The organism is Nocardia tengchongensis (assembly GCF_054781395.1).
Genome location: NZ_BAAGUM010000015.1, coordinates 581,978 through 601,078, shown reverse-complemented (window position 1 = coordinate 601,078; position 19,101 = coordinate 581,978). Strand labels below are relative to the sequence as shown.

General features: G+C 67.6%; 16 protein-coding genes. 11 read left to right on the top strand and 5 right to left on the bottom strand.

Annotated elements, in window-relative coordinates; genetic code table 11:
* Nucleotides 1-3 precede the first annotated feature (3 nt).
* The 7 genes from ACYVKL_RS29355 (at nt 4) to ACYVKL_RS29325 (ending at nt 9,968) form a co-directional block, all read left to right on the top strand.
* The gene (locus ACYVKL_RS29355) at nt 4-789 is read left to right on the top strand and encodes an SAM-dependent methyltransferase (protein ID WP_379166374.1); all 786 of its coding nucleotides are present in this window, start codon (nt 4-6) and stop codon (nt 787-789) included.
* Between the two features lie 216 nt (nt 790-1,005).
* Nucleotides 1,006-1,749, top strand: coding sequence for a type 1 glutamine amidotransferase domain-containing protein (locus ACYVKL_RS29350; RefSeq protein WP_379166373.1), 744 nt, complete (start codon nt 1,006-1,008; stop codon nt 1,747-1,749).
* 745 nt (nt 1,750-2,494) lie between these two features.
* The gene (locus tag ACYVKL_RS29345; protein WP_379166372.1) at nt 2,495-4,234 is read left to right on the top strand and encodes a fatty acyl-AMP ligase; all 1,740 of its coding nucleotides are present in this window, start codon (nt 2,495-2,497) and stop codon (nt 4,232-4,234) included.
* Between the two features lie 37 nt (nt 4,235-4,271).
* A complete protein-coding gene (locus ACYVKL_RS29340) occupies nt 4,272-4,541 on the top strand; it encodes an acyl carrier protein (protein ID WP_379166371.1) in 270 nt (89 codons plus the stop codon).
* Nucleotides 4,538-8,896 (top strand): type I polyketide synthase, encoded by a 4,359-nt coding sequence (locus ACYVKL_RS29335; protein ID WP_379166370.1) that lies wholly within the window; start codon nt 4,538-4,540, stop codon nt 8,894-8,896. Before ACYVKL_RS29340 ends, ACYVKL_RS29335 begins: the two co-directional genes overlap by 4 nt.
* Entirely contained in the window at nt 8,893-9,639 is a 747-nt protein-coding gene (locus tag ACYVKL_RS29330) for a thioesterase II family protein (RefSeq protein ID WP_379166369.1), read from the top strand. Before ACYVKL_RS29335 ends, ACYVKL_RS29330 begins: the two co-directional genes overlap by 4 nt.
* The gene (locus ACYVKL_RS29325; protein WP_379166368.1) at nt 9,636-9,968 is read left to right on the top strand and encodes a class I SAM-dependent methyltransferase; all 333 of its coding nucleotides are present in this window, start codon (nt 9,636-9,638) and stop codon (nt 9,966-9,968) included. Before ACYVKL_RS29330 ends, ACYVKL_RS29325 begins: the two co-directional genes overlap by 4 nt.
* 4 nt (nt 9,969-9,972) lie before the next feature.
* On the opposite strand, the gene ACYVKL_RS29320 is transcribed toward ACYVKL_RS29325, so the two are convergent.
* Nucleotides 9,973-10,884, bottom strand: coding sequence for an oxygenase MpaB family protein (locus ACYVKL_RS29320; protein WP_379166367.1), 912 nt, complete (start codon nt 10,882-10,884; stop codon nt 9,973-9,975).
* Nucleotides 10,859-12,874, bottom strand: coding sequence for a linalool dehydratase/isomerase domain-containing protein (locus ACYVKL_RS29315; RefSeq protein ID WP_379166365.1), 2,016 nt, complete (start codon nt 12,872-12,874; stop codon nt 10,859-10,861). Before ACYVKL_RS29315 ends, ACYVKL_RS29320 begins: the two co-directional genes overlap by 26 nt.
* Nucleotides 12,875-13,008: 134 nt before the next feature.
* Here ACYVKL_RS29315 and ACYVKL_RS29310 point away from each other — a divergent pair, with 134 nt between their 5' ends.
* On the top strand, nt 13,009-13,653 hold the full coding sequence (locus ACYVKL_RS29310) for a TetR/AcrR family transcriptional regulator (protein WP_379166364.1): 645 nt from the start codon (nt 13,009-13,011) through the stop codon (nt 13,651-13,653).
* A 16-nt stretch (nt 13,654-13,669) separates the two neighbouring features.
* Here ACYVKL_RS29310 and ACYVKL_RS29305 read toward each other — a convergent pair whose 3' ends face one another.
* Together ACYVKL_RS29305 and ACYVKL_RS29300 are read right to left on the bottom strand one after the other, a co-directional pair.
* Nucleotides 13,670-14,278 (bottom strand): GNAT family N-acetyltransferase, encoded by a 609-nt coding sequence (locus ACYVKL_RS29305; RefSeq protein ID WP_379166363.1) that lies wholly within the window; start codon nt 14,276-14,278, stop codon nt 13,670-13,672.
* A 4-nt stretch (nt 14,279-14,282) separates the two neighbouring features.
* Nucleotides 14,283-15,239: an MBL fold metallo-hydrolase gene (locus ACYVKL_RS29300; RefSeq protein ID WP_379166362.1), complete on the bottom strand. Its 957-nt coding sequence runs from the start codon at nt 15,237-15,239 to the stop codon at nt 14,283-14,285.
* Nucleotides 15,240-15,286: 47 nt separating this feature from the next.
* On the opposite strand from ACYVKL_RS29300, the gene ACYVKL_RS29295 reads away from it, so the two are divergent.
* Complete coding sequence (locus tag ACYVKL_RS29295; protein WP_379166360.1) at nt 15,287-15,703, top strand: MerR family transcriptional regulator; 417 nt, start codon at nt 15,287-15,289, stop codon at nt 15,701-15,703.
* Nucleotides 15,704-15,715: 12 nt separating this feature from the next.
* Here ACYVKL_RS29295 and ACYVKL_RS29290 read toward each other — a convergent pair whose 3' ends face one another.
* On the bottom strand, nt 15,716-17,044 hold the full coding sequence (locus ACYVKL_RS29290; RefSeq protein ID WP_379166359.1) for a cytochrome P450: 1,329 nt from the start codon (nt 17,042-17,044) through the stop codon (nt 15,716-15,718).
* Between the two features lie 135 nt (nt 17,045-17,179).
* Here ACYVKL_RS29290 and ACYVKL_RS29285 point away from each other — a divergent pair, with 135 nt between their 5' ends.
* Together ACYVKL_RS29285 and ACYVKL_RS29280 are read left to right on the top strand one after the other, a co-directional pair.
* Entirely contained in the window at nt 17,180-18,316 is a 1,137-nt protein-coding gene (locus ACYVKL_RS29285) for an epoxide hydrolase family protein (RefSeq protein WP_379166358.1), read from the top strand.
* Between the two features lie 69 nt (nt 18,317-18,385).
* Nucleotides 18,386-19,039, top strand: a complete 654-nt coding sequence (locus ACYVKL_RS29280) for a maltokinase N-terminal cap-like domain-containing protein (RefSeq protein WP_379166357.1) — start codon at nt 18,386-18,388, stop codon at nt 19,037-19,039.
* Nucleotides 19,040-19,101 lie beyond the last annotated feature (62 nt).

Sequence of the window (19,101 nt, the reverse complement as noted above, 5' to 3'; positions counted from 1 at the left end):
GCCATGCGAGCACGGCAGTCCCGGCCGAGCGTGGCACGCGTATACAGCTACGTCCTCGGCGGGCGCGACAGTTACGGTGTCGACAAGGATCTCGGTGACTACTTCATCGAGGACCTACCCGGGTCCGAGCGGCTGGCCTTCACCAACCGCGACGCCGTCCTGAGGGCGGCGAAGGCCATGGCAGAGGCAGGAATCCAGCAGATCATCGATATGGGCTGCGGCCTGCCCACGGATGAGAACGTGCACGATGTGGTGCGCCGGGTGCACCCCGACGCCCGCGTCGTCTACGTGGACGACGACCCGTTCGTTGTGGCCCACGGGCGTGCCCTGCTCGCCGTGGACGACGGAATCGCGGTGCTGGAAGCCGACATTCGCGATCCAGCGGGCATCGAGGCCAACGCCGAGGTGCAGCGGCTGATCGACTTCGACGAGCCCGTCGGCCTGCTCTTCGCCATGACGCTGAGTTTCGTCAATGACGAAGAGAATCCGACCTCGGTGGTCCAGCATTGGGCCGATCGCATCGCCTCCGGCAGCCGAATCTACCTCTCGCACTTCCAGACCGGTACCTCGCGCGAGGCAGTGACGACCGCGAGCAAGATCCTGGAAGCCTTCGGGCGCGGTCGCTTCCGCACCGACGACGAGATCCGCGCCTGCTTCGGCACACTCCCGCTCGATGAGGACGGTCTGCGTCCCTGCGCCCAATGGCACACCGCGAACGGCGACGAGAACCAGCCCGAACTGACGGTGTGGGAACAGCTGGTGGTCGGCGGCATGGCCATCAAACCCTGACTGCCACAACGGCGATGCCTCGGTAGCGACCGCTACCGAGGCATCGCCGTGTCTGGGGCGCGCGACTCGGCCATACCGCCCTGCGCGGCCCGAGCAACAACCCCGTCGCGGCGACCGACCCCGCAACCTGACGGCGACCCGAGATCGCTCCGACCGCACCCCGGACACCCGGCGCGCCTACGGGCGCGGAGGACATCGCGTTGGGAGAGTCTTCACGTGCGCATTCTGATGCCCTTGCCCGACACCGATTTCGACGTGACCGAGGTCTCGGTCCCATGGCGGATGCTCGTCGATGCCGGACACCAGGTCACTTTCGCCACCGAGCGCGGAGGTGTTGTCCCGCGGGCAGACCCGCTGTTGCTGAGCGGTGTTCTGTTCGGGCAACTCGGGGCCGAAGACGAACCGAAGGAGTTCTACCGCCAGCTCACCGAATCCGGCGAGTTTCGCGAGACCGTGTCGTGGTCCGAGCTCGAGGCCGCGGACTTCGACGGGTTGCTGCTGGCGGGCGGCCACGCACCCGGCATGCGGCAGTACCTCGGATCCGAGGTGCTGCAGCGGCAGGTCGGCCGATTCTGGTCAACGGGCCGACCGGTCGGAGCGATCTGTCATGGGGTGTTGGTTCTGGCCCGGACAGTGGATGCGGCGACAGGGCGTAGCGTGCTGGCCGACCGCCGCACCACCTGCCTTCCCAAGTACATGGAACGCAGCGCCTACTACCTGACCGCCTGGCGACGGGGTCGTTACTACCGCACCTACCCCGCCTACGTCGAGGACGAGGTACGCGGCGCGCTGACTCGGCCCAACAGCCAATTCGAGCGTGGCCCTGCGGAAATGCTCCATCGAGGAACCGCCACCGACGACACCCACGCGTTCACTGTGATCGACGGCAACTACTTGTCCGCGCGCTGGCCTGGCGATGCGTACCTGTTCGCACGGCAGTACATCGATCTGCTCGACTGACCGTAGACCGCGCTCACCGTAGCGGTACTGGGCCGATCGCATCGCTTCCGGCAGCAGGGTTTACCTCTCGCATTTCCGCACCGGAATCACGCGTGAGGCGCTCGCGACCGCGAACAAGATCCTGGAAGCCTTCGGGCGCGGTCGATTCCGCGCCGACGCGGTGATCCTCGCCTGCTTCGGCACGCTGCCGGGTCGACGAGGATGGACTGCGCCGCCAAGGCCCGGCGAGCCGGATGCCGGGTGTCGCATGCGCCGAATGTAGCGGCGGCAGAACCGAAAATAGCATCGGTGATTACCCGGGTTTCACCCCCGCGTATGGACTAGTCATCGAGGATGATCCGTCTCGTTCTTCAGGATGATATTTCGAACTGTCGAGGATCGAGGCGAACGCGGGTTGTTTCCTCGCACACCCCGCTGAACTGCGCTTTCGTTCTGCTGCAAGGTCTGTTGCCATGCACCGCGGGCCGCCGGATCGCGCTCAACAAGCGCAGTTTGTCAACTATCAAGAAATGTTTGTTTCTCCTCGATTTTCTTCTGCCCTAGGGTTTGTCGGCGTCAGCACCACTGACCCGGAGGGCATTCTCCGATCCAGTTACGCCGACTCGACCGGAAGATCCCGCGAGTCGTTCTGTCGGCGCCGACCATGTTGCCCACCGAGTCGGCTACTTCTCGGCGAGCCGGCACCCGGGCCGCCCGACCTTGCCTTCCTCGGTCAATGAAACGTGCCAGTCAGGAGCTCAACCGGATGGATTCCAACTTCGTTGCATACGTTCGCGCTCAAGTCGAAACCTACGGCGACGCAAGGACATACACCTACCTACGTGAGGCGGGGCGGGAGCTGGTCGAGGATGTCGCGAGCTACCGAGAGCTGGACCGAGACGCGAGGGCGCTTGCCGACTGGCTGACGCGCCACGCCACGGCCGGGCGGCCGGTGTTGTTGCTCTACCCGCCGGGGCCGGAGTTCTTGCGCGCCTTTCTCGGCTGCTTGTATGCCGGGGTCATCGCTGTCCCCGCGCCGGTGCCGACCGACGCGCGCAGTATGCAGCGCGTCGGCGGAATGCTCGCCGACGCTGATGCCCGGCTGGTTCTCACCACAACCGCACTCCGCGAGCCCGTGGCGGCGTGGCTGGGCGGCTCGGATGTCGTCGAGGTGCGGGCGACCGATGCCGAACCGCTCGGCGATCCGGATGCCTGGGGCATGCCCGAGATCACCGGTGAGACTGTCGCGTTCCTGCAGTACACCTCGGGTTCCACCAGTGAGCCCAAGGGGGTGACGGTGTCCCACGCCAACCTCGTGCACAACGAGGCGGCCATCGCGGACCGGGCCGCCGTCGGCGACACCGACGTCGTCGTCGGGTGGCTGCCGCATTTTCACGACATGGGATTGATCGGGATGCTGCTCCAGCCGCTGTATGCGGGCGCGAGCCTGGTCTACATGTCACCGATCACGTTCCTGAAGCGCCCCGTTCGGCTGCTGGAAGCACTGGATCGCTACCGCGCGACCATCACGATGGCGCCGAATTTCGCCTATGACCTGCTCGCCCGTCGGGTGAGCGATGCACAGCTGGCGGGACTCGATCTGTCCTCGCTGCGGCTGGCGCTGACCGGTGCCGAACCGATCCGCGCCAGCACCCTGGACGCGGTGATCGAGCGGTTGGCCCCGGCGGGGTTCGCCACCGACGCGTTCTTCCCGGCCTATGGAATGGCGGAAGTCACTCTGATGGCGACGGCGGCGCGCCCCGGCGGGCCGATGGTCTACCTCGACGTCGATGGTGAAGCGCTGGAGCGCAACCGGCTCGTCGCCGCGGAGAACGGCATCCGCTTGGTGGGCTGCGGCGCGGCGGTCACCGGCCTCGATGTCCGGATCGTCGATCCGACCTCGCTGCGGACGCTGCCCGATGGTCACGTCGGCGAGATCTGGATCGGCGGACCCAGTGTCACGCAAGGCTATTGGAATCGGCCGGACGATACTCGCGATACGTTCGCCGCGCGGACCGAGGGCACGGGACCGTATCTCCGGACCGGCGATCTCGGAGCGCTCCGCGACGGCGAACTGTTCATCACCGGGCGGCTCAAGGACCTGATCATCGTGAACGGCCGCAACCTCTATCCACACGACATCGAGGAGGCGGTGCGGGCGACCCACGATGCGGTGGCCGACGCGCCGGGGATCGTGCTGTCGATCGACACCGACAGTCAGGAGCGCCTGCTGGTGGTGCAGGGTGTGCGCACCGCCCAGCTGGGCGAGCTGCCGATAGCCGATCTATCCGCCCGCATCAAGGCCACCGTTTCGCGCGGTTTCGACCTTCCCGCTCCGAACGTGGTGCTCGTCGAGCATCGCGCGGTCCATCGCACCACCAGCGGGAAGGTGCAACGGAATTCGATGCGGTCCGCGTTTCTGACCAACACCGTCGACGGCGTATTGCACGAGGAGATCGAAACATCGGTCCAGCGGCTACGCGCCCATGCTCTGATCGCCGATTGACCGGCTCAGCGATCGAGACGATCAGGAGATTTCACAGATGAGACCGTACGCATCAACCCGGCATGTCTCCGTTGTCGGGGACTGGCTCACCGCGCAGATCGCCGGTTACCTCGGCTGCGCCCCGCTCGACGTCGACCCCTGCCTCCCGCTCGCCGAACTGGGCATCGATTCGGTGGCGGCGGTGAACCTGTGTGGCGAAATCGAATTCGAGTGGGACATCGACGTGGATCCGACGATCGTGTTCGACTACCCGACCATTCTGGAACTGGGCCAGTACATCACCGACCGGATCGGGATGGCGCCATGAGCCGTCTTGACGGCCCGGTCGGGGCCTCTCGCGCCTGCCATACACCGAGTTCGGACAGCGAGATCGCCATTGTCGGCATCGACTGCCGCTTTCCGAAGGCCCCGAACACCGAGGCGCTTTGGGCGTTACTGATGGCGGGCGAGGACGCGATCACCGAGGTGCCCGCACGCCGCTGGAGTGCCGATGACTTCCACGATCCGTCAGGCGGGCCGGGCAAGGTCAACAACCGCACCGGCGGATTCCTCACCGACGTCGACGCTTTCGACAACGAGTTCTTCGGTATCGCCCCGCGTGAGGCGGAGGCGATGGATCCGCAACAGCGACTGTTGTTGCAGTCCGCGTGGCGGGCGTTCGAGGACGCCACGCTCGATCCGCGAGGACAGGCGGGCTCGAACACCGGTGTGTGGGTCGGTGTGATGGCCAACGAATGGGCCGCCGTGCAGATGCGTGATTACGCGCGGATCACTCCGCAAATCGGTTCGGGCAATGGGTATTTCATGACCGCTAATCGGCTCAGCTATCAGCTGGATCTGAGGGGTCCGAGCATGGCGGTCGACACCGCGTGCTCGTCGTCGCTGGTCGCGGTCCATCAGGCGTGTGCCGCGTTGCGCGCAGGTGAGTGCGATCAGGCGCTCGCCGCGGGTGTCAATATCGCGGTGACTCCTGCGCTCAATGTCTTCTACACACAGGCCGGGCTCTCGGCGCCGGACGGGCGTTGTAAGCCCTTCAGCGGCAAGGCCGACGGCATCGGCCGCGGCGAGGGCGTCGCGGTGGTGGTCCTGCGCAGGCTCGCCGACGCTCGGGCCGAAGGACTGCCGATCTACGCGGTGATTACCGGCAGTGCGGTGAACAATGACGGCCGCAGCAACGGGATCACCGCGCCGAATCGGTGGGCCCAGCAGCAGGTTGTCGCAACGGCGTGCCAGCGAGCCGGCGTGACTGCCGATCAGGTCGCGTTCCTCGAGGCGCATGGCACTGGGACGGTGCTCGGCGACATGATCGAGGTCAAGGCGCTGGGCGCGGTGCATGCGGCGCGGCGTGAGCAACGGTGCGCGATCGGTTCGATCAAGGGCAACCTCGGCCACACCGAGGGGGCGGCCGGGATCGCGGGTGTGATCAAGGTGGCGTTGAGTCTGCACCACCGGGTGGTTCCGCCCACACGCTATACGGCCGACGAGAACGCACGGCTGCGTATGGCCGAGCATGGGCTGCGGCTGCTCGCCGAACCGATGGCGTTGCCGCCGGGCCGGATTCACGGGGCGGTGTCGAGCTTCGGCATGGGCGGCACTAATGCGCACATGCTGCTGGCGAGCGCTCCACCGTCGCCGCAGGCCCCTGCGGCAGGCTCTGGCGGGGTGCTCACGCTGTCGTCCAATAGCGGGGAAGGCTTGCGGCGCAATGCCGCTCGGCTGGCCGAATATCTCGCCACAACGACCGGTGCGCTGAGCGGGGTGTGCTGGGTGACCAATCAGGTGAAGTCCTCCGGCCGACACCGGCTGTCTCTCGCGGTGCGCGATCGGGACGCCGCGGTCACCGAGCTACGTGAGTGTTCTCGCGGCGACGGCGCCGTCCTGGAAGCGAATTCCGGTGTCGCGCAGCGCCTGTCGATCGGCTGGATGTTCGGCGGGCAAGGTGCGCAGTACCCCGGAATGTCGCGTGCGCTGTACTCGACCTCCGCGCTGTACCGGCGATCACTCACCGAGGTCGACGAGCTTATGCGCACACATCTGCACTGCTCCGTGGCCGAACTGCTGCTCGGCGACGACGAGGCCGTGCACCGCACCGAGTTCGCGCAGCCCGCGCTGTTCGCGATCGAATACGCGCTGGCCAGGACACTCGTCGAACTCGGTGTGGAACCGGCCTGGCTGCTCGGCCACAGTGTCGGTGAATTCGCAGCGGCTGCTATGGCCGGCGTGTTTTCCCTCGACGACGCCTGCCGGCTGATCGCCGCGCGCGGCCGACTCATGCAGGGGCTGCCGGGCGACGGGGCGATGATGGCGGTGCGTGACACGCCCGACGCGGTCGCCGAGCTGATCGCCGGCGAGCCCGACGTCGCGCTCGCCGCGATCAACGGCCCACGCGACGTGGTGGTTTCCGGGGCGGTGGACACCATCGACCGTCTCGGCGCGATTCTGACCGAGCGCGGCGTGACGGTGCGGCGGCTCACCGTCTCACACGCCTTCCACTCGCCGCTGATGACGGCCGCGCAGGACGAGTTCGCCAGGATTGCGCAGGAGTGCGTCTATCACGCGCCGAACATTCCGCTCTACTCGACATTGCGTGGCCGCCTGCTGGAGCCCGGCGAGCCGATGGACACTGCCTATTGGGTCGAACACATCGGGGCCACCGTGCGATTCGCCGACGCAGCGGCCGCCGCACTGGCCACCGAGCCGACACACCTGATCGAGATCGGTCCCAAACGCGTGCTCGCCTCCATACTCGCCAGGGTCCATCCAGGCCTGGAGACCCCGACGTACGTGCCGTGTCCCGGACCGCATGCGACCGGTGATGAGCTGACAGAGACCGTCGCGGGCCTCTACCGCGATGGACTTGACCCCCATTGGGATGCGATGTACGAACCGGGCGACCGGATTCGGCAGCGCGTCGGCGGCTACGAGTTCGACACGAGCAATCGCTTCTGGCTTCGGCTCGCGCCGGCCTCACTCGAGCAACCCACACCCCCAGAACAACTTTCCCCTGATCGAACCATCCCCGAGCAAACCATCGAGGACACCACCGTGGACCAACTGATCGCACTGTTCCGAGAGCAGACGGCCTTGCTGGCGGCTGCCGGGAAGGTCCCCGAACCGGCAGGGCAGCCGATCCGACACCACGCCATCGCTGAACTCGACGGGGGAGGCACGAGCCCCGACATCGCGGCCGTCGTCCGCGCGGAGGCCGCACGGGTCAGCGGGTTTCCGCTCAGCAAGCTCAGCGACGACCAATCCATCAGCGGTGAACTGGGATTCGACTCGATCATGATCACCGATCTGTTCGGTGGTCTGTCCCGTCGGCTACCGGGCTTCGTCATCGCGCCGGATTGGTTCACGCACACGACCACCCTCGGCGATGTCATCGGGCTCGTCGCCTCGCCTTCCACGGTGGCGGCGGCTCCTGAATCACCGCCGCGCGCGAACGTACGACCGGAGTTTCGCATCGCGGATCTTCCGGAGGTGCGGGCGATTTTCGACCGGATCGAGATGGCCGAGAAGTTCGGGGTGAGCAACCCCTACTTCCTGGTCAACGACGGAGTCACCCGCGACACCTCGGTGATCGGCGGAGCGGACGTGCTCAACTTCTCGAGTTACAACTACCTCGGGATGTCCGGGCACCCGGCCGTCACCGCCGCCGTGCAGGACGCCGTGGCACGGTACGGCAGTTCGGTCTCGGCTAGCCGCCTGCTCTCGGGTGAGAAGACGATTCACGCCGAGTTGGAGCGTGAACTGGCCGCCCTGCTCGGCACCGAGGACGCGATCACCTTCACCAGCGGCCACGCCACCAACGTCACCGTGATCGGCCACATCGTCGGCCCCGGCGACCTGATCGTCCACGACAGCCTCGCCCACGACAGCATCCTGCAAGGCTGCAAACTCTCCGGCGCCACCCGACGCCCCTTCCCGCACAACGACTTCACCGCACTCGACCGCATGCTTGCCGATATCCGCCACCTCTATCGGCGGGTGCTGGTCGTGATCGAGGGCGTCTACAGCCAGGACGGCGACATCCCCGACCTGCCCACACTGATCGAGGTGAAGAAGCGACACCAGGCACTGCTGATGATCGACGAAGCACACAGCATCGGCGTGCTCGGTGCGACCGGCGGCGGCATCGGCGAATACTTCGGTGTCGACCGCGCCGAGGTCGAACTGTGGTCCGGGACAATGTCCAAGGCACTGGCCGGATGCGGCGGATACGTCGCAGGCAGCACCGAACTGGTCCGTTTCCTGAAATACACCACCCCCGGATTCGTCTACAGCGTCGGCATCACCCCGGCCAACGCCGCCGCCTCCCTGGCCGCACTACGTGAGCTGCGCGCCGAACCCGCGTTGCTCTCGCAATTGCGGGAATCGTCCCGATTGTTCCTGACCCTGGCCAAGGAGGCGGGCATCGACACCGGCGACAGCCACGACACCCCCGTTATTCCGTGCATCGTCGGCGACTCGATGACAACGCTGGCACTGTCGAATACCTTGCTGCGCAGGAGAATCAACGCCAACCCGATCCTGTATCCGGCCGTCCCGGAGGACAAGACCCGGCTGCGGTTCTTCATCACCACCTGCCACACCGAGGAACAGATCCGATCGACGGTGAAGATCCTCGCCGAGGAACTGGCCCTGCTACGGACGGCCGGGTGACCGGCTACCTCGAACCCGCGGCGGCAGGCGCGGACTCGGCGTCGTTGCGGCTGTTCTGTTTCCACCACGCGGGCGGCGGCGCGTCGGGCTACCGCACCTGGCAGCGCGCACTGGGTCCGCACACATCGGTGTGGCCGGTGCTACTGCCAGGCCGCGAGCGCCGACGTGGGGAAGCGCGCTTCCAAGAACTCGGCCCGTTGATCGCCGATATGGATGCTCAGTTGGACGAGCACGCCACCGAGCCGTACGCCTTCTTCGGCCACAGCATGGGAGCACTGCTCGCCTACCGCCTGGCATGCCGCAGGCACGCACGCGGCGCGACACTGCCCGTGGCGCTGATCGTTTCGAGCTGCACGGCCCCGCACCTGCCGCCGCCGCTGCCCTCGGTCGACACTCTCGACGACTCGGCGTTGATCCGGTTACTCACCGGACTGGGCGGGTTGCCCGCGCCGATTCTGGAGTTCCCGGCGCTGGTGTCAGGCATGCTGCCGGTGATCCGGGACGACTTGCGCGTGTTCGCGGACGATCGCGAGGACGTGCAGCCTCCGCTGCCGTGCCCGATCCACATCTTCGGCGGTGATGCGGATGCGCTGGTCGACGAACTCGACCTGACCGCATGGCAGGAATGCACCACCTCCGGCAGTGAGGTGCGCATCCTGCCCGGTGATCATTTCTTCCTCGATCGACCCGACGAACTGTTCGACCACCTGCGACCGCTGCTTCGTGGCTACGGAAAGGTGTGACGCATTTCGGACGCCGCGCGCCGGCGGGGTCAGCGGGGTCAGCGGGGCGAGCGCCACATCGGCCACAGCGGCGGACCAACCCGGGTGACGTACTTCCGAACCGGAACCTCGCGCGAGGCGATGGCGACGCGAGCAGGATCCTCGAGGCCTTCGGCCGGGGTCGCTTCCGCACCGACGACGAGATCCTCGCCTGCTTCGGCACGCTGGCTCCCGACGAGGACGGCCTGCGTCCCTGCGTCCAGTGGCGCGCGGAGGACGCCGACGGTCACGAGCCCGAACTGACGGTGTGGGAACAGTTGGTAGTCGGCGGTATGGCCCGCAAACCCTGACCGATCAGTCGAGGCGCCCGACTCCGTAGCGGCCCGGCCGGTAGCCGATCTGTTCGAGGTCGACGGGTCCGGCGTGGTCCCGGCGGAAGTGGTCGACCCAGGAACGAGCGAGCCGGTGCGGCCGCGCGGCCTGGAACATCATGTACGAGTTGATGATCGGCGGCGCGATGCGCTGCGCGGCGGCGGGCGGGTCCGGGAGCCGGTGGGTCGCGCGCAGCCGGTCGTCCAGGACCAGCAGCAGCGCGTTGTCGGCCAGCGGGCGTAGCGGCCCCGGGAACCAGCGTTGCCGCCAGTCGTCGAAGAGCTGATCGACGAGGGCGCGGCCTCCCTCGGTATACGCGTAGTGAGCGTTCTCGTAATCGAGCGTCCAGGCCAGCAGTTCGGTGCGAGTGGCGGGGACCTCGAGCCCCATGCGCTCGCCGACACCGCGCCAGAAGTGAAACCGTGCCAGCCGATCCGCGTCGCTGAACAACGACAGACCGAGGTGATCGAGGATCCGGTCCGCTTCGAAGGCGAGCGAGGCGAGGGTGTAGAGCTTGTCCTGATCGCTGATCCCGAATCGGCTGTGGATGGCCTCCATCCGATCGATGGCCGCACGTCCGCTCGCACTGCTGTGTCCGTGCCTCAGCATTTCGCCGAAGAACACCAGTGTGTCGTCGTTGCGGCGGCGCACGTCGTGCATCATGTCGCCGGTGCCCCGGCGGTACACGACCCGGGAGATGGACGGAATCGCGACCTGCCGCGCGAAGGCGACCGTGTAGGCGGCGTGCACGAAAATGGCGTCGCCGTACCGGACCTCGATGCTGAGCCGGGTGGCTTCCTCGTTGTCGCGCGCCGGGTCGAGGGCCGCCAGCCGGCGGGTGAGCGCGCGGCCGGAGATCAGTTCTCCCTTACCGCGGGGCGATGTGTACTTCATGACGACCTCCGAGATCGATGTCGATGAGGGCGTCGCCGGTGAGCGACGCGGTGAACTCCGCCTCCCGCCCTCCGGCCACGCGGTAGGCGCGGCCGGGTTCCAACCGGGCGATCCGTACGGTGGTGCGACACAGGCCGTTGCCCGGCCGCAATACCAGTTCGAGGGCACGGCCGTCGGTGACCGCGCGCGCCACCTGCACCTCCGGATAGGCCGCGTCGGCCAGCACCGGCCCGGTCCGCCAGTGCGGCGGAGCGCCGAACGCGATCTGGTCGCGGAGTCCGGAGGCTCGGTTGAACCGGAACTGGAGCGCGTACATGTTGCCCAGTCCGGACAGTCCCGCGTAGTAGCGAACGCCGTTGGCGCTCAACGGATCACCGAACTCCTCGATCCCCGCCAGCGCCGTACGCGCGACCTCCTCGTCGCCCATCTCCCGGGCGGCCGAAGCGATCATGACCTGCCCGTAGGCGCCGCCGAGCCGATAGTTGCCGGGATCGACACGCGAGCTCGCCCGCAGCGGAAACCCGACCCGGTCGCCGTCGGCCCGAATCTCTTGGTCCCGCACCAACCACCAGGCCCGTTGCGCGTATTCCGGCAGCCCGGCGTGTAGCCACAGCGCGGTGGTGAGCTGAATAGCCGGGCCCGCCCAGAAGTTCCAGGATGCGCCCAGCCGGGCACTGCGGACTCCGATGATCCGGCCGTCGGGGCGCAGGAACTCCGATTCATAGCCGCGGTGCAGGCGGTCGATGACATCGGCGGTCATCGCGGTGCCGTGCAGGCGGTCGTGGGTGAGCAGGGTGTTGAGCCCGAAGGTGTTGCACACCGTGTAGATCCAGTTCGGTTCACACGGATACAGGGTGTAGTCCCCGGCGATCATGTTGCGGTGCACCGATTCCGCGATGGTGCCGAAGCTGTTCGGGTAGACACGGCGATCGTTCCAACGGAAGGAGAGCGCATCGGGGGCGGAGAACCGGTCGTCGTTGAGGGTCTCGTACATGCCCACCATCTGGCCCAGGTAGCCGGTGAGCATGATGTTCTCCCGGTCGGCCGGGTCCGGATTCCAGCGCAGGTTGCCCCAGAGGTTCTCCAGCGCCCAGTAACCCCAGACCCGCCGGTCCAGCATCTTCTCGATGGCATTGCGCTGTGCCTCGGCGAGATAGCCGGTGAACGCGGGGGTGCGCGTGTATTGGGCCGTCGCCAGTGCGTAGCTCAGTTCGTTGAGCTGGTAGCGCAGGGCTGCTTCACGGAACTGATCGATCCTGGTGAAGCCGTCGAACCGGTCGAGCGGTTGCAGCGCGAGATCGAGGGCGTAGCGCAGCGCGGCGAGGTCTTCCTCCGAATGCTCGGCCACCGGCGGCGCGGCCGGTGCGCCCGTGATGGTGAACGCGTGGGATGCCAAGCGCGCGTTCACCTCTCGGCCACGTCCGCGCTGGGACGAACGCCGGACCAGGAATATCCCGAACGCGGCCGGTACCACCGCCAAGGGCGTCGTGAGGACCAGCGCTGCCGCCCACGCCCACACCGCGTGCCCACTCACCAGGGCGCCGAGTAGCGCGGTCGCGACCCAGAGCAGCGGCGGGAGCACCACCGGCCCGAAGGCCCACCACGCGAACAGCGCTGCCAGACAGCCCAGCCAGGTGAACGCCATGAGCAGCGGATGGCCGCTGTAGAGCAGTCCGCCGCCCGGCACGACCATCCCGAGAGCGAAGGCCGTGACCGCATGCGAGAGATCGGCGACCACGGCCGTGGCGGCGGCCAGCCACACCACTCCCCAGCAGGCCATGGCGCGTAATAGCTTTCGCCGTGTCGTCGCGCCGATCCGGCCGAGCCCGTCGGGCAGCGGAGCCCGGACCTGCCGGGTCCGGCTGCTCGGTGGGTACAGCGCGCCGGTCGTCATGCGGGACTGCCCGGCGTGCGGGTCGGCGCGTTCCGCCGGGCGGGCGGCGGCGCCGAGGTCGACGGTGCTCCGCCGCGGCGGGTCAGCAACCGCCATCCGAATCCGGCGAGTGCGATCAGATAAGCCACGGCAATACAGCAACCCATACCTGACACACTGTCAGGTTGACTGACACTGTGTCAATAGTGGGTAGACTGGGCGGGGAAACCCAGGATTCGGAGGTGCAGTCGATGACACAGGCAGCCGCACGCACGGTGGCCGGGGACCGCCGCCCGCCCAGCCGGGGCGACCAGCAACGCGCCCTGATCATCGACGCGGTCACCGACCTGCTGCGCACGGTCTCCATCACGGACATGTCGGTGCTGCGGATCGCCAAGCACGCCGGCGTCTCCCGCCCCGCGTTCTACTTCTATTTCGAGTCCAAGTACTCGGTGGTCGCCGCCGCCCTCGAGGAGGTCTGGACCGAAATAGACCAGGAGACCAGCGAATTGACCTCCTACGACAACCAGGAGCCGCCGGCGGACTTCTCCATCCGCATGATCGACAGCGCGGTCGCGGTCTGGCGACGCCACGCCCACCTGCTGAACGCCTGCGCCCAATCGCGCGACACCGACGCCCAATTGCGCACGATGTGGGACGCGTTCATCGGCAATCTGGAGACCAAGCTCGCGACCTTCGCCCAGACCCAGGTCGACGCCCGCCACATGAACCCGGCCACCACCGACCTGCCCGCCTTGATCAGCGTGCTCGTCGCGATGACGGTCGCGGTCGTGCGCGAGGAGACCGTGGGCGGCGACGCCGCGGCCGCCGACCGCAGAATGGCCGCCGTCCGGCAGGTGTGGCTGATGTCCGTGTGGGGCACCGAGATTCGGTGAACTACGACCGGCGTTGTCAGCGGGGTGCGCGCAACATAGGCCACAGTGGCGGGCCGCCACGGGTGGCATCCAGCGTGCCGGTGACGTCGAAGCCGAACCTCTCGTAGTACGGCACATTGTCCGGCTTGCTGGATTCCAGGTAGGCGGGCAGGCCCTCCGCGTCACAGCGATCCAGACGCGAATTGAGCAAGGCCTGCCCGAATCCCTGTCCGCGAACTCCGGGCAGGGTTCCGATGACGGCGAGATACCAGTGCGGTTCGCGAGAATGCTCGCGCGCCATGGTCTCGGCCAGCCGGCCCGCCGTCAGCAGCCGGTGCCGGAAGGCGACGGCCAGGCCCGGCAGCTGGCGCCGGGACGCGGCCTCGGGGACGTGCCAGTGTCCCGGCGGCGCCCAGAGTGCCGCGCCCACGATGGAATTGGCGCCATTGCAGGCCACCTCCACTCCGCCCAGGGGGATGAAGTGGTGGCGGGCCATCGTGGCGAACAGCGTGGCGGCGCGGCGTGCGCGGGTGGCGTCGTCGCGGATGAGCCAGGAGGTGACTGGATCGTCGGAGAAAGCGATGCCGAGCACTCGCGCCAACTCGGGAATATCGGATAGCTGGGCCGGGCGTACGGTGATCCCCATGGGTTCACCGTAGCGGTTCGGTCACCTCCGTTTCGGGTGCTGCCAGCAGCAGGGCGGCGTCGTGGTCGTGGGTGGGGATGATCGGGACGAGGCGTTGGGCCAGGTGGAGGCGGTGCAACGTCTTGAAGGTCAAGTCACGGTTCTCGTCGACGAAAAGGCCTGGGAAGCCGGACTTCTGACGAACTCGCTCGATCTGCAGCGAGTGCCAGGCGGCATCGCCTGCGAGGAGCTTCCATCCGTGGGCGGTGTGGGTGAGCAGGCCGACACTGCCCGGTGTATGGCCGGCGAGATCGACCAGGACGACGCTGCCGTCACCGAACAGGTCGTGGCTGCGGGTGAAGGTGAGCACCGGGGGGCCATCGAGTTCGTATTCGTGTACGGGGCGATCGACCAGTGCGTCACGCACACCACCGACGGGGGCCACGGGTCCGGTCATGACCCACTCCCGCTCGGTGCTGTGCAGGTGAACCGGCAGGTCCGGGAAGTCGAGCAAGCCGCAGACGTGGTCCCAGTGGGCGTGGGTGGGCAGCGCGAAATCCAGCGCGGGCAGTCCCGGTTCGGATTGCAATCCGGTGATGGTCGGGATCGTCTCGGCGGGCGGCCGCACGACCGGACGGAGGATCGCGGGCAGTTGCGCGATGGCGCGATGCTCGGCGTCGATGCAGTAACTGGGGTCGACGATGAAGGTGGCCTGCGGGTGCTGGACGACGAAGGAGGTCAGCGAACTGTTGATGCGGCGGGGCGTGAAGGCGCCCTCCACGATCGCCGAGGTGGGCACGGAACGCGGAAACTGGGGCAGCGCCGTCACCGTGACCGTGCGCTCGGCGCGCGGCAGGCCCGCATCGGTGATGGAGCGCAGGAATCGTTCGTCGACCGGCCGCGGCCGGACCGCGCCGTGGACGGAACTGACTGCGGCGCCGCAGCATTGCATGATCGTGGTCTTGCGCACTGGATCGGACATGCTGGAACGCTAATACTTAAGGTCGACATGAAGTAAAGGGGTGAATCGTGACCACAGCGCAGGACATGAGAATCGGTGACGCCGCGGCCGCACTCGGCGTGGAGACACACGTGCTGCGGCACTGGGAGTCGGTCGGCCTGCTCGCCCCGCCGCGCAGCCCGTCCGGTCACCGCAGCTACAACGAGCACATCCTCGACTACGCCCGCGCGATCCTGACCTTGCAACGAACGGGCTTGTCGCTGAGCCAGATCCGGCAGCTCGGGCTCAGCGACCACACCGATCGGCGGGCCATCATCGGCGACCGCCGCGCCGAGGTGCGGGCGCGCATCGCGCTGCTCGAGGCCACCGACCGATTCCTCGAGCACCTGCTCACCTGCAGCCATTCGGTCATCAGCGAATGCCCCGAGTGCTCGACCTATGTGGCGCAGGCGCGCCGATCACCGGATTTCCCGGACCGCGACTAGGCGATCCGGCGCCTACACCCGCACCGTGGCGTCGGCGGTGACCACTACCGGCGCACCGTGGGCGGGCACGTGGGTGATGTTGCGGATCCGGGTGGCCTCGCCGGTCTTGCCCTCCGGCAGCGCAAGCCGGTAGCGGGTCAGGATTTCCCGCAGTACCGCCGTGCCCTCCATGAGGGAGAATCCGGCCCCGATGCACCGGCGCACGCCACCACCGAACGGCAACCAGGTGTTGGGTTCGACCGAGCCGTCGAGGAAGCGGTCGGGCCGGAAGGTGTAGGCGTCGGGGAAGGCCTCGGGGCGCTGGTGGGCCAGGATGATCGAGGTGGCGATCACGGTGCCCGCGGGCAGGTCGTAGCCGCCGATGGTCAGGTCGCGGGTGAGTTTCCGGCCCGTGCCCGCGATGACCGTGTGCAGGCGCATGGCCTCCTTCAATATCGCTTCGAGGTACTTCTCGTCCCCGTCGTGCGCCGCGCGGCGGGCCTCCGCCTGGATCTCGGGGTTGGCGGCCAGCTCGTGGCAGGTCCAGGACAGGGCGGAGGCGGTGGTCTCGTGCCCGGCCAGCAGCAGGGTGATCAGCTGGTCGCGCAGTTCGACATCGGACAGCGGCGCGTCCGCGGGGTTCTCGCCGGATCCGGCGGCCAGCAGCCGGGACAGCACGTCGTCGCGGGCGTCGAGGCCGGGTTGTGCCCGGCGCTCGGCGATCTCGCGGTACAGCAGTTCGTCGATGGCGGACTGGGTGGCGCGGAACCGTTTCCACATGCCGCGGTTCGCGAGGAACGGATACTTCCAGCCGAACATGATGATCGGGCTGACGTTCACGACTTCGCGCAGCCGCGGCACCAGCGCGGCCCGGCGGTCCGCATCGGCCATGCCGAACACCACCTGCATGATCACATCGAGTGTCAGCTCGTTCATGCGGTCCAGGGTGTGCACGGTCGTGCCCGGAACCCACCGGTCGACATGGGTTTTCGCGATGTCGTCGACGAGGGCGCGATAGCCGCGCAGCGAGGATCCGACGAACGCCGGCATGAGCAGTCGGCGGGCGCGGGCGTGCTCGTCCTCGTCGGTGATCAGCAGCGAGTGCTCGCCCAGGATCTGCGCCAGTACCCGATTGCCCTCACCGGCATGTAGATCAGCGGGGTCGCCGGCGAAGATCTCGCGAATGTGCTCGGGCCGGGTGAACACGACCAGGTTCTCGGCGTAGGGCGCGGCCAGGTGCAGGGTGAAGGTGTCACCGTGACGGCGGGCAGCCAGCTTCAGCAGCGCGGCGCGTGACTTGAGGTAGATGGCGGTCTGCACGATCCGGGGTATGGCCGGTCCGGGTGGAAAGGTGGTGGTCACGGTGCGAGTCCCTCCGGTCGGCCGCCTCGCCGCGGCTGAAACGCTTGCGTACCAGCCTAGAACGCGACCGGCGGATGCGGTATCGGTGGAGGCACTAGGACCGCATCTGACCTAGTTCGTTCCTACCGTGGAGACATGACGGTTTTCGAGCCCTTCCGAATCGACGTTCCAGCCTCCGACATCGACGACCTGAAGACCCGCCTGGCCCGCACCCGCTGGCCCGCGGACCTGCCCGGGGTGGGCTGGACCTACGGCATCCCGACCGCGTACGTGCGCGAACTGTGCGAGTACTGGGGGAGCGGCTACGACTGGCGCGTCCACGAGGCCGAACGCAACCGCCATCCGCAGTTCGTCACCGAAATCGACGGTCAGCGGCTGCATTTCACGCACGTCCGCTCACCCGAACCCGACGCGCTGCCCCTGGTGCTGGTGCACGGCTGGCCGTTCGAGGACTTCACGGATCTGATCGGCCCGCTCACCGATCCGCGCGCGCACGGCGGTGATCCGGCCGACGCCTTCCACGTCGTCATCCCGACCCTGCCCGGATTCGGCTTTTCGGGCCCGACCCTCCGCGCCGGGGACGCCGCGACCGAGCGCGCCGCGGAATTGATCGCGAAGCTCATGACCGAACTGGGCTACGCCCGCTACGGCGCGCACGGCGGCGACGCCGGATCGTTCATCGCCCCCGACCTGGGCCGCCTCGCCCCCGATCGGGTGGCGGGTGTGCACCTGAACGACCCCATCACCATTCCCTCCTGGGATGACGACGGCGCCGGCTACAGCGATAGCGATCAACAGAAGCTGGCTCGCCTCAAGGACTGGAGCAGCAGTGAGACATCCGGCTACGCGGGCATCCATTCCACCCGTCCGCAGACCCTGGCCCCGGCGATGGCCGATTCTCCCGCGGGCCTGCTGGCGTGGGTGCTCGACGTGGTGAACACCTTCACCGATCCCTCTCGCGCGACCCCCGACGCCGCCATCGATCGGGACCTGCTGCTGACGAACCTCTCGGTGCTGTGGTTCACCGATACCGCGGGCTCGTCCATGCGCCTGTACAAGGAATCGCAGCACTGGGGCGCGGAGTTGACGAACTCGGGCGTGCCGACGGGTGTGGCGGTGTTCCCCGGTAGCGGCACCATTCGCGGTCTCGCCGAGCGGCAGCACACGGTGGTGCACTGGTCGGAATTCGATCGTGGTGGCCACTTCGCGTCGATGGAGACCCCCGATCTGCTGACCGCCGATCTGCGTGACTTTTTCCGAAAGTTGCGCTGACACGCGCGAATAACGGTCCGCCGCAACGGGTTCGGCTGCGATCCGGCCGAACTCTGGCAGGATGGCGGTATGGCCGAGATCCACGAGACGACCATGCGACCCGCCAAGCTGGAATTGCTGACGGCGTGGCTGCCGACCCGGCACTGGCATGCCGGTTCCGGGGCACCCGCGCTGGTGAAGTCGGGTGGCTTCCGCCTCGACGATCCCGCGGGTGAGGTCGGGATCGAACTGCTGGTCGTCACCGACCTCGCGGGCCCGGTGCCGGTGGCCTACCTGGTTCCGATGACCTATCGGGGCGCACGCGTCGAGGGTCTCGACCACGCCCTGATCGGCACGTCCGAACATGGGGTCCTGGGCTTGCGCTGGCTCTACGACGCCGCGCACGATCCGGTCTTCATCGAGCAGGCCGCGCTGCTGCTGACCGGCAAGGCGACCGCTCAGGATCAGAACACCAGCGATACCCCGGATCTGAGCGTCCACGTGGTGCCCGGTGACATTCTCACGCCCGCACCGGGTTTCCATCCCACGGTCATCGACACCGACGCGCACACCGACATCGCCTTCGATTCCGACCGTTCCACCAACGCGGGCGCGGAATTGATCCGGGTTCACCGCCGCCTGGCCGCCGGTCAGTCCTTCGAACGCGACCGCAGTCATCTCGACGCGCCGTGGTCCGCCCCGGACGGCACCGCGCCGCGCGGGATCTTCCTGAGCGCGCCCTGATCTCGCGCACCGAGCCCCGCCGACTCGCCGGGGAATGTGCAGACGTCCAGTTAGCTCGATTA

Excerpts from the sequence above, each read along its gene's own strand:
- ACYVKL_RS29355 (WP_379166374.1), top strand. The coding sequence starts at position 4 with ATGCGAGCACGGCAGTCCCGGCCGAGCGTGGCACGCGTATACAGCTAC.
- ACYVKL_RS29345 (WP_379166372.1), top strand. The coding sequence starts at position 2,495 with ATGGATTCCAACTTCGTTGCATACGTTCGCGCTCAAGTCGAAACCTAC.
- ACYVKL_RS29340 (WP_379166371.1), top strand. The coding sequence starts at position 4,272 with ATGAGACCGTACGCATCAACCCGGCATGTCTCCGTTGTCGGGGACTGG.
- ACYVKL_RS29335 (WP_379166370.1), top strand. The coding sequence starts at position 4,538 with ATGAGCCGTCTTGACGGCCCGGTCGGGGCCTCTCGCGCCTGCCATACA.
- ACYVKL_RS29320 (WP_379166367.1), bottom strand. The coding sequence starts at position 10,884 with ATGAAGTACACATCGCCCCGCGGTAAGGGAGAACTGATCTCCGGCCGC.
- ACYVKL_RS29315 (WP_379166365.1), bottom strand. The coding sequence starts at position 12,874 with ATGGCGGTTGCTGACCCGCCGCGGCGGAGCACCGTCGACCTCGGCGCC.
- ACYVKL_RS29310 (WP_379166364.1), top strand. The coding sequence starts at position 13,009 with ATGACACAGGCAGCCGCACGCACGGTGGCCGGGGACCGCCGCCCGCCC.
- ACYVKL_RS29305 (WP_379166363.1), bottom strand. The coding sequence starts at position 14,278 with ATGGGGATCACCGTACGCCCGGCCCAGCTATCCGATATTCCCGAGTTG.
- ACYVKL_RS29300 (WP_379166362.1), bottom strand. The coding sequence starts at position 15,239 with ATGTCCGATCCAGTGCGCAAGACCACGATCATGCAATGCTGCGGCGCC.
- ACYVKL_RS29285 (WP_379166358.1), top strand. The coding sequence starts at position 17,180 with ATGACGGTTTTCGAGCCCTTCCGAATCGACGTTCCAGCCTCCGACATC.
- ACYVKL_RS29280 (WP_379166357.1), top strand. The coding sequence starts at position 18,386 with ATGGCCGAGATCCACGAGACGACCATGCGACCCGCCAAGCTGGAATTG.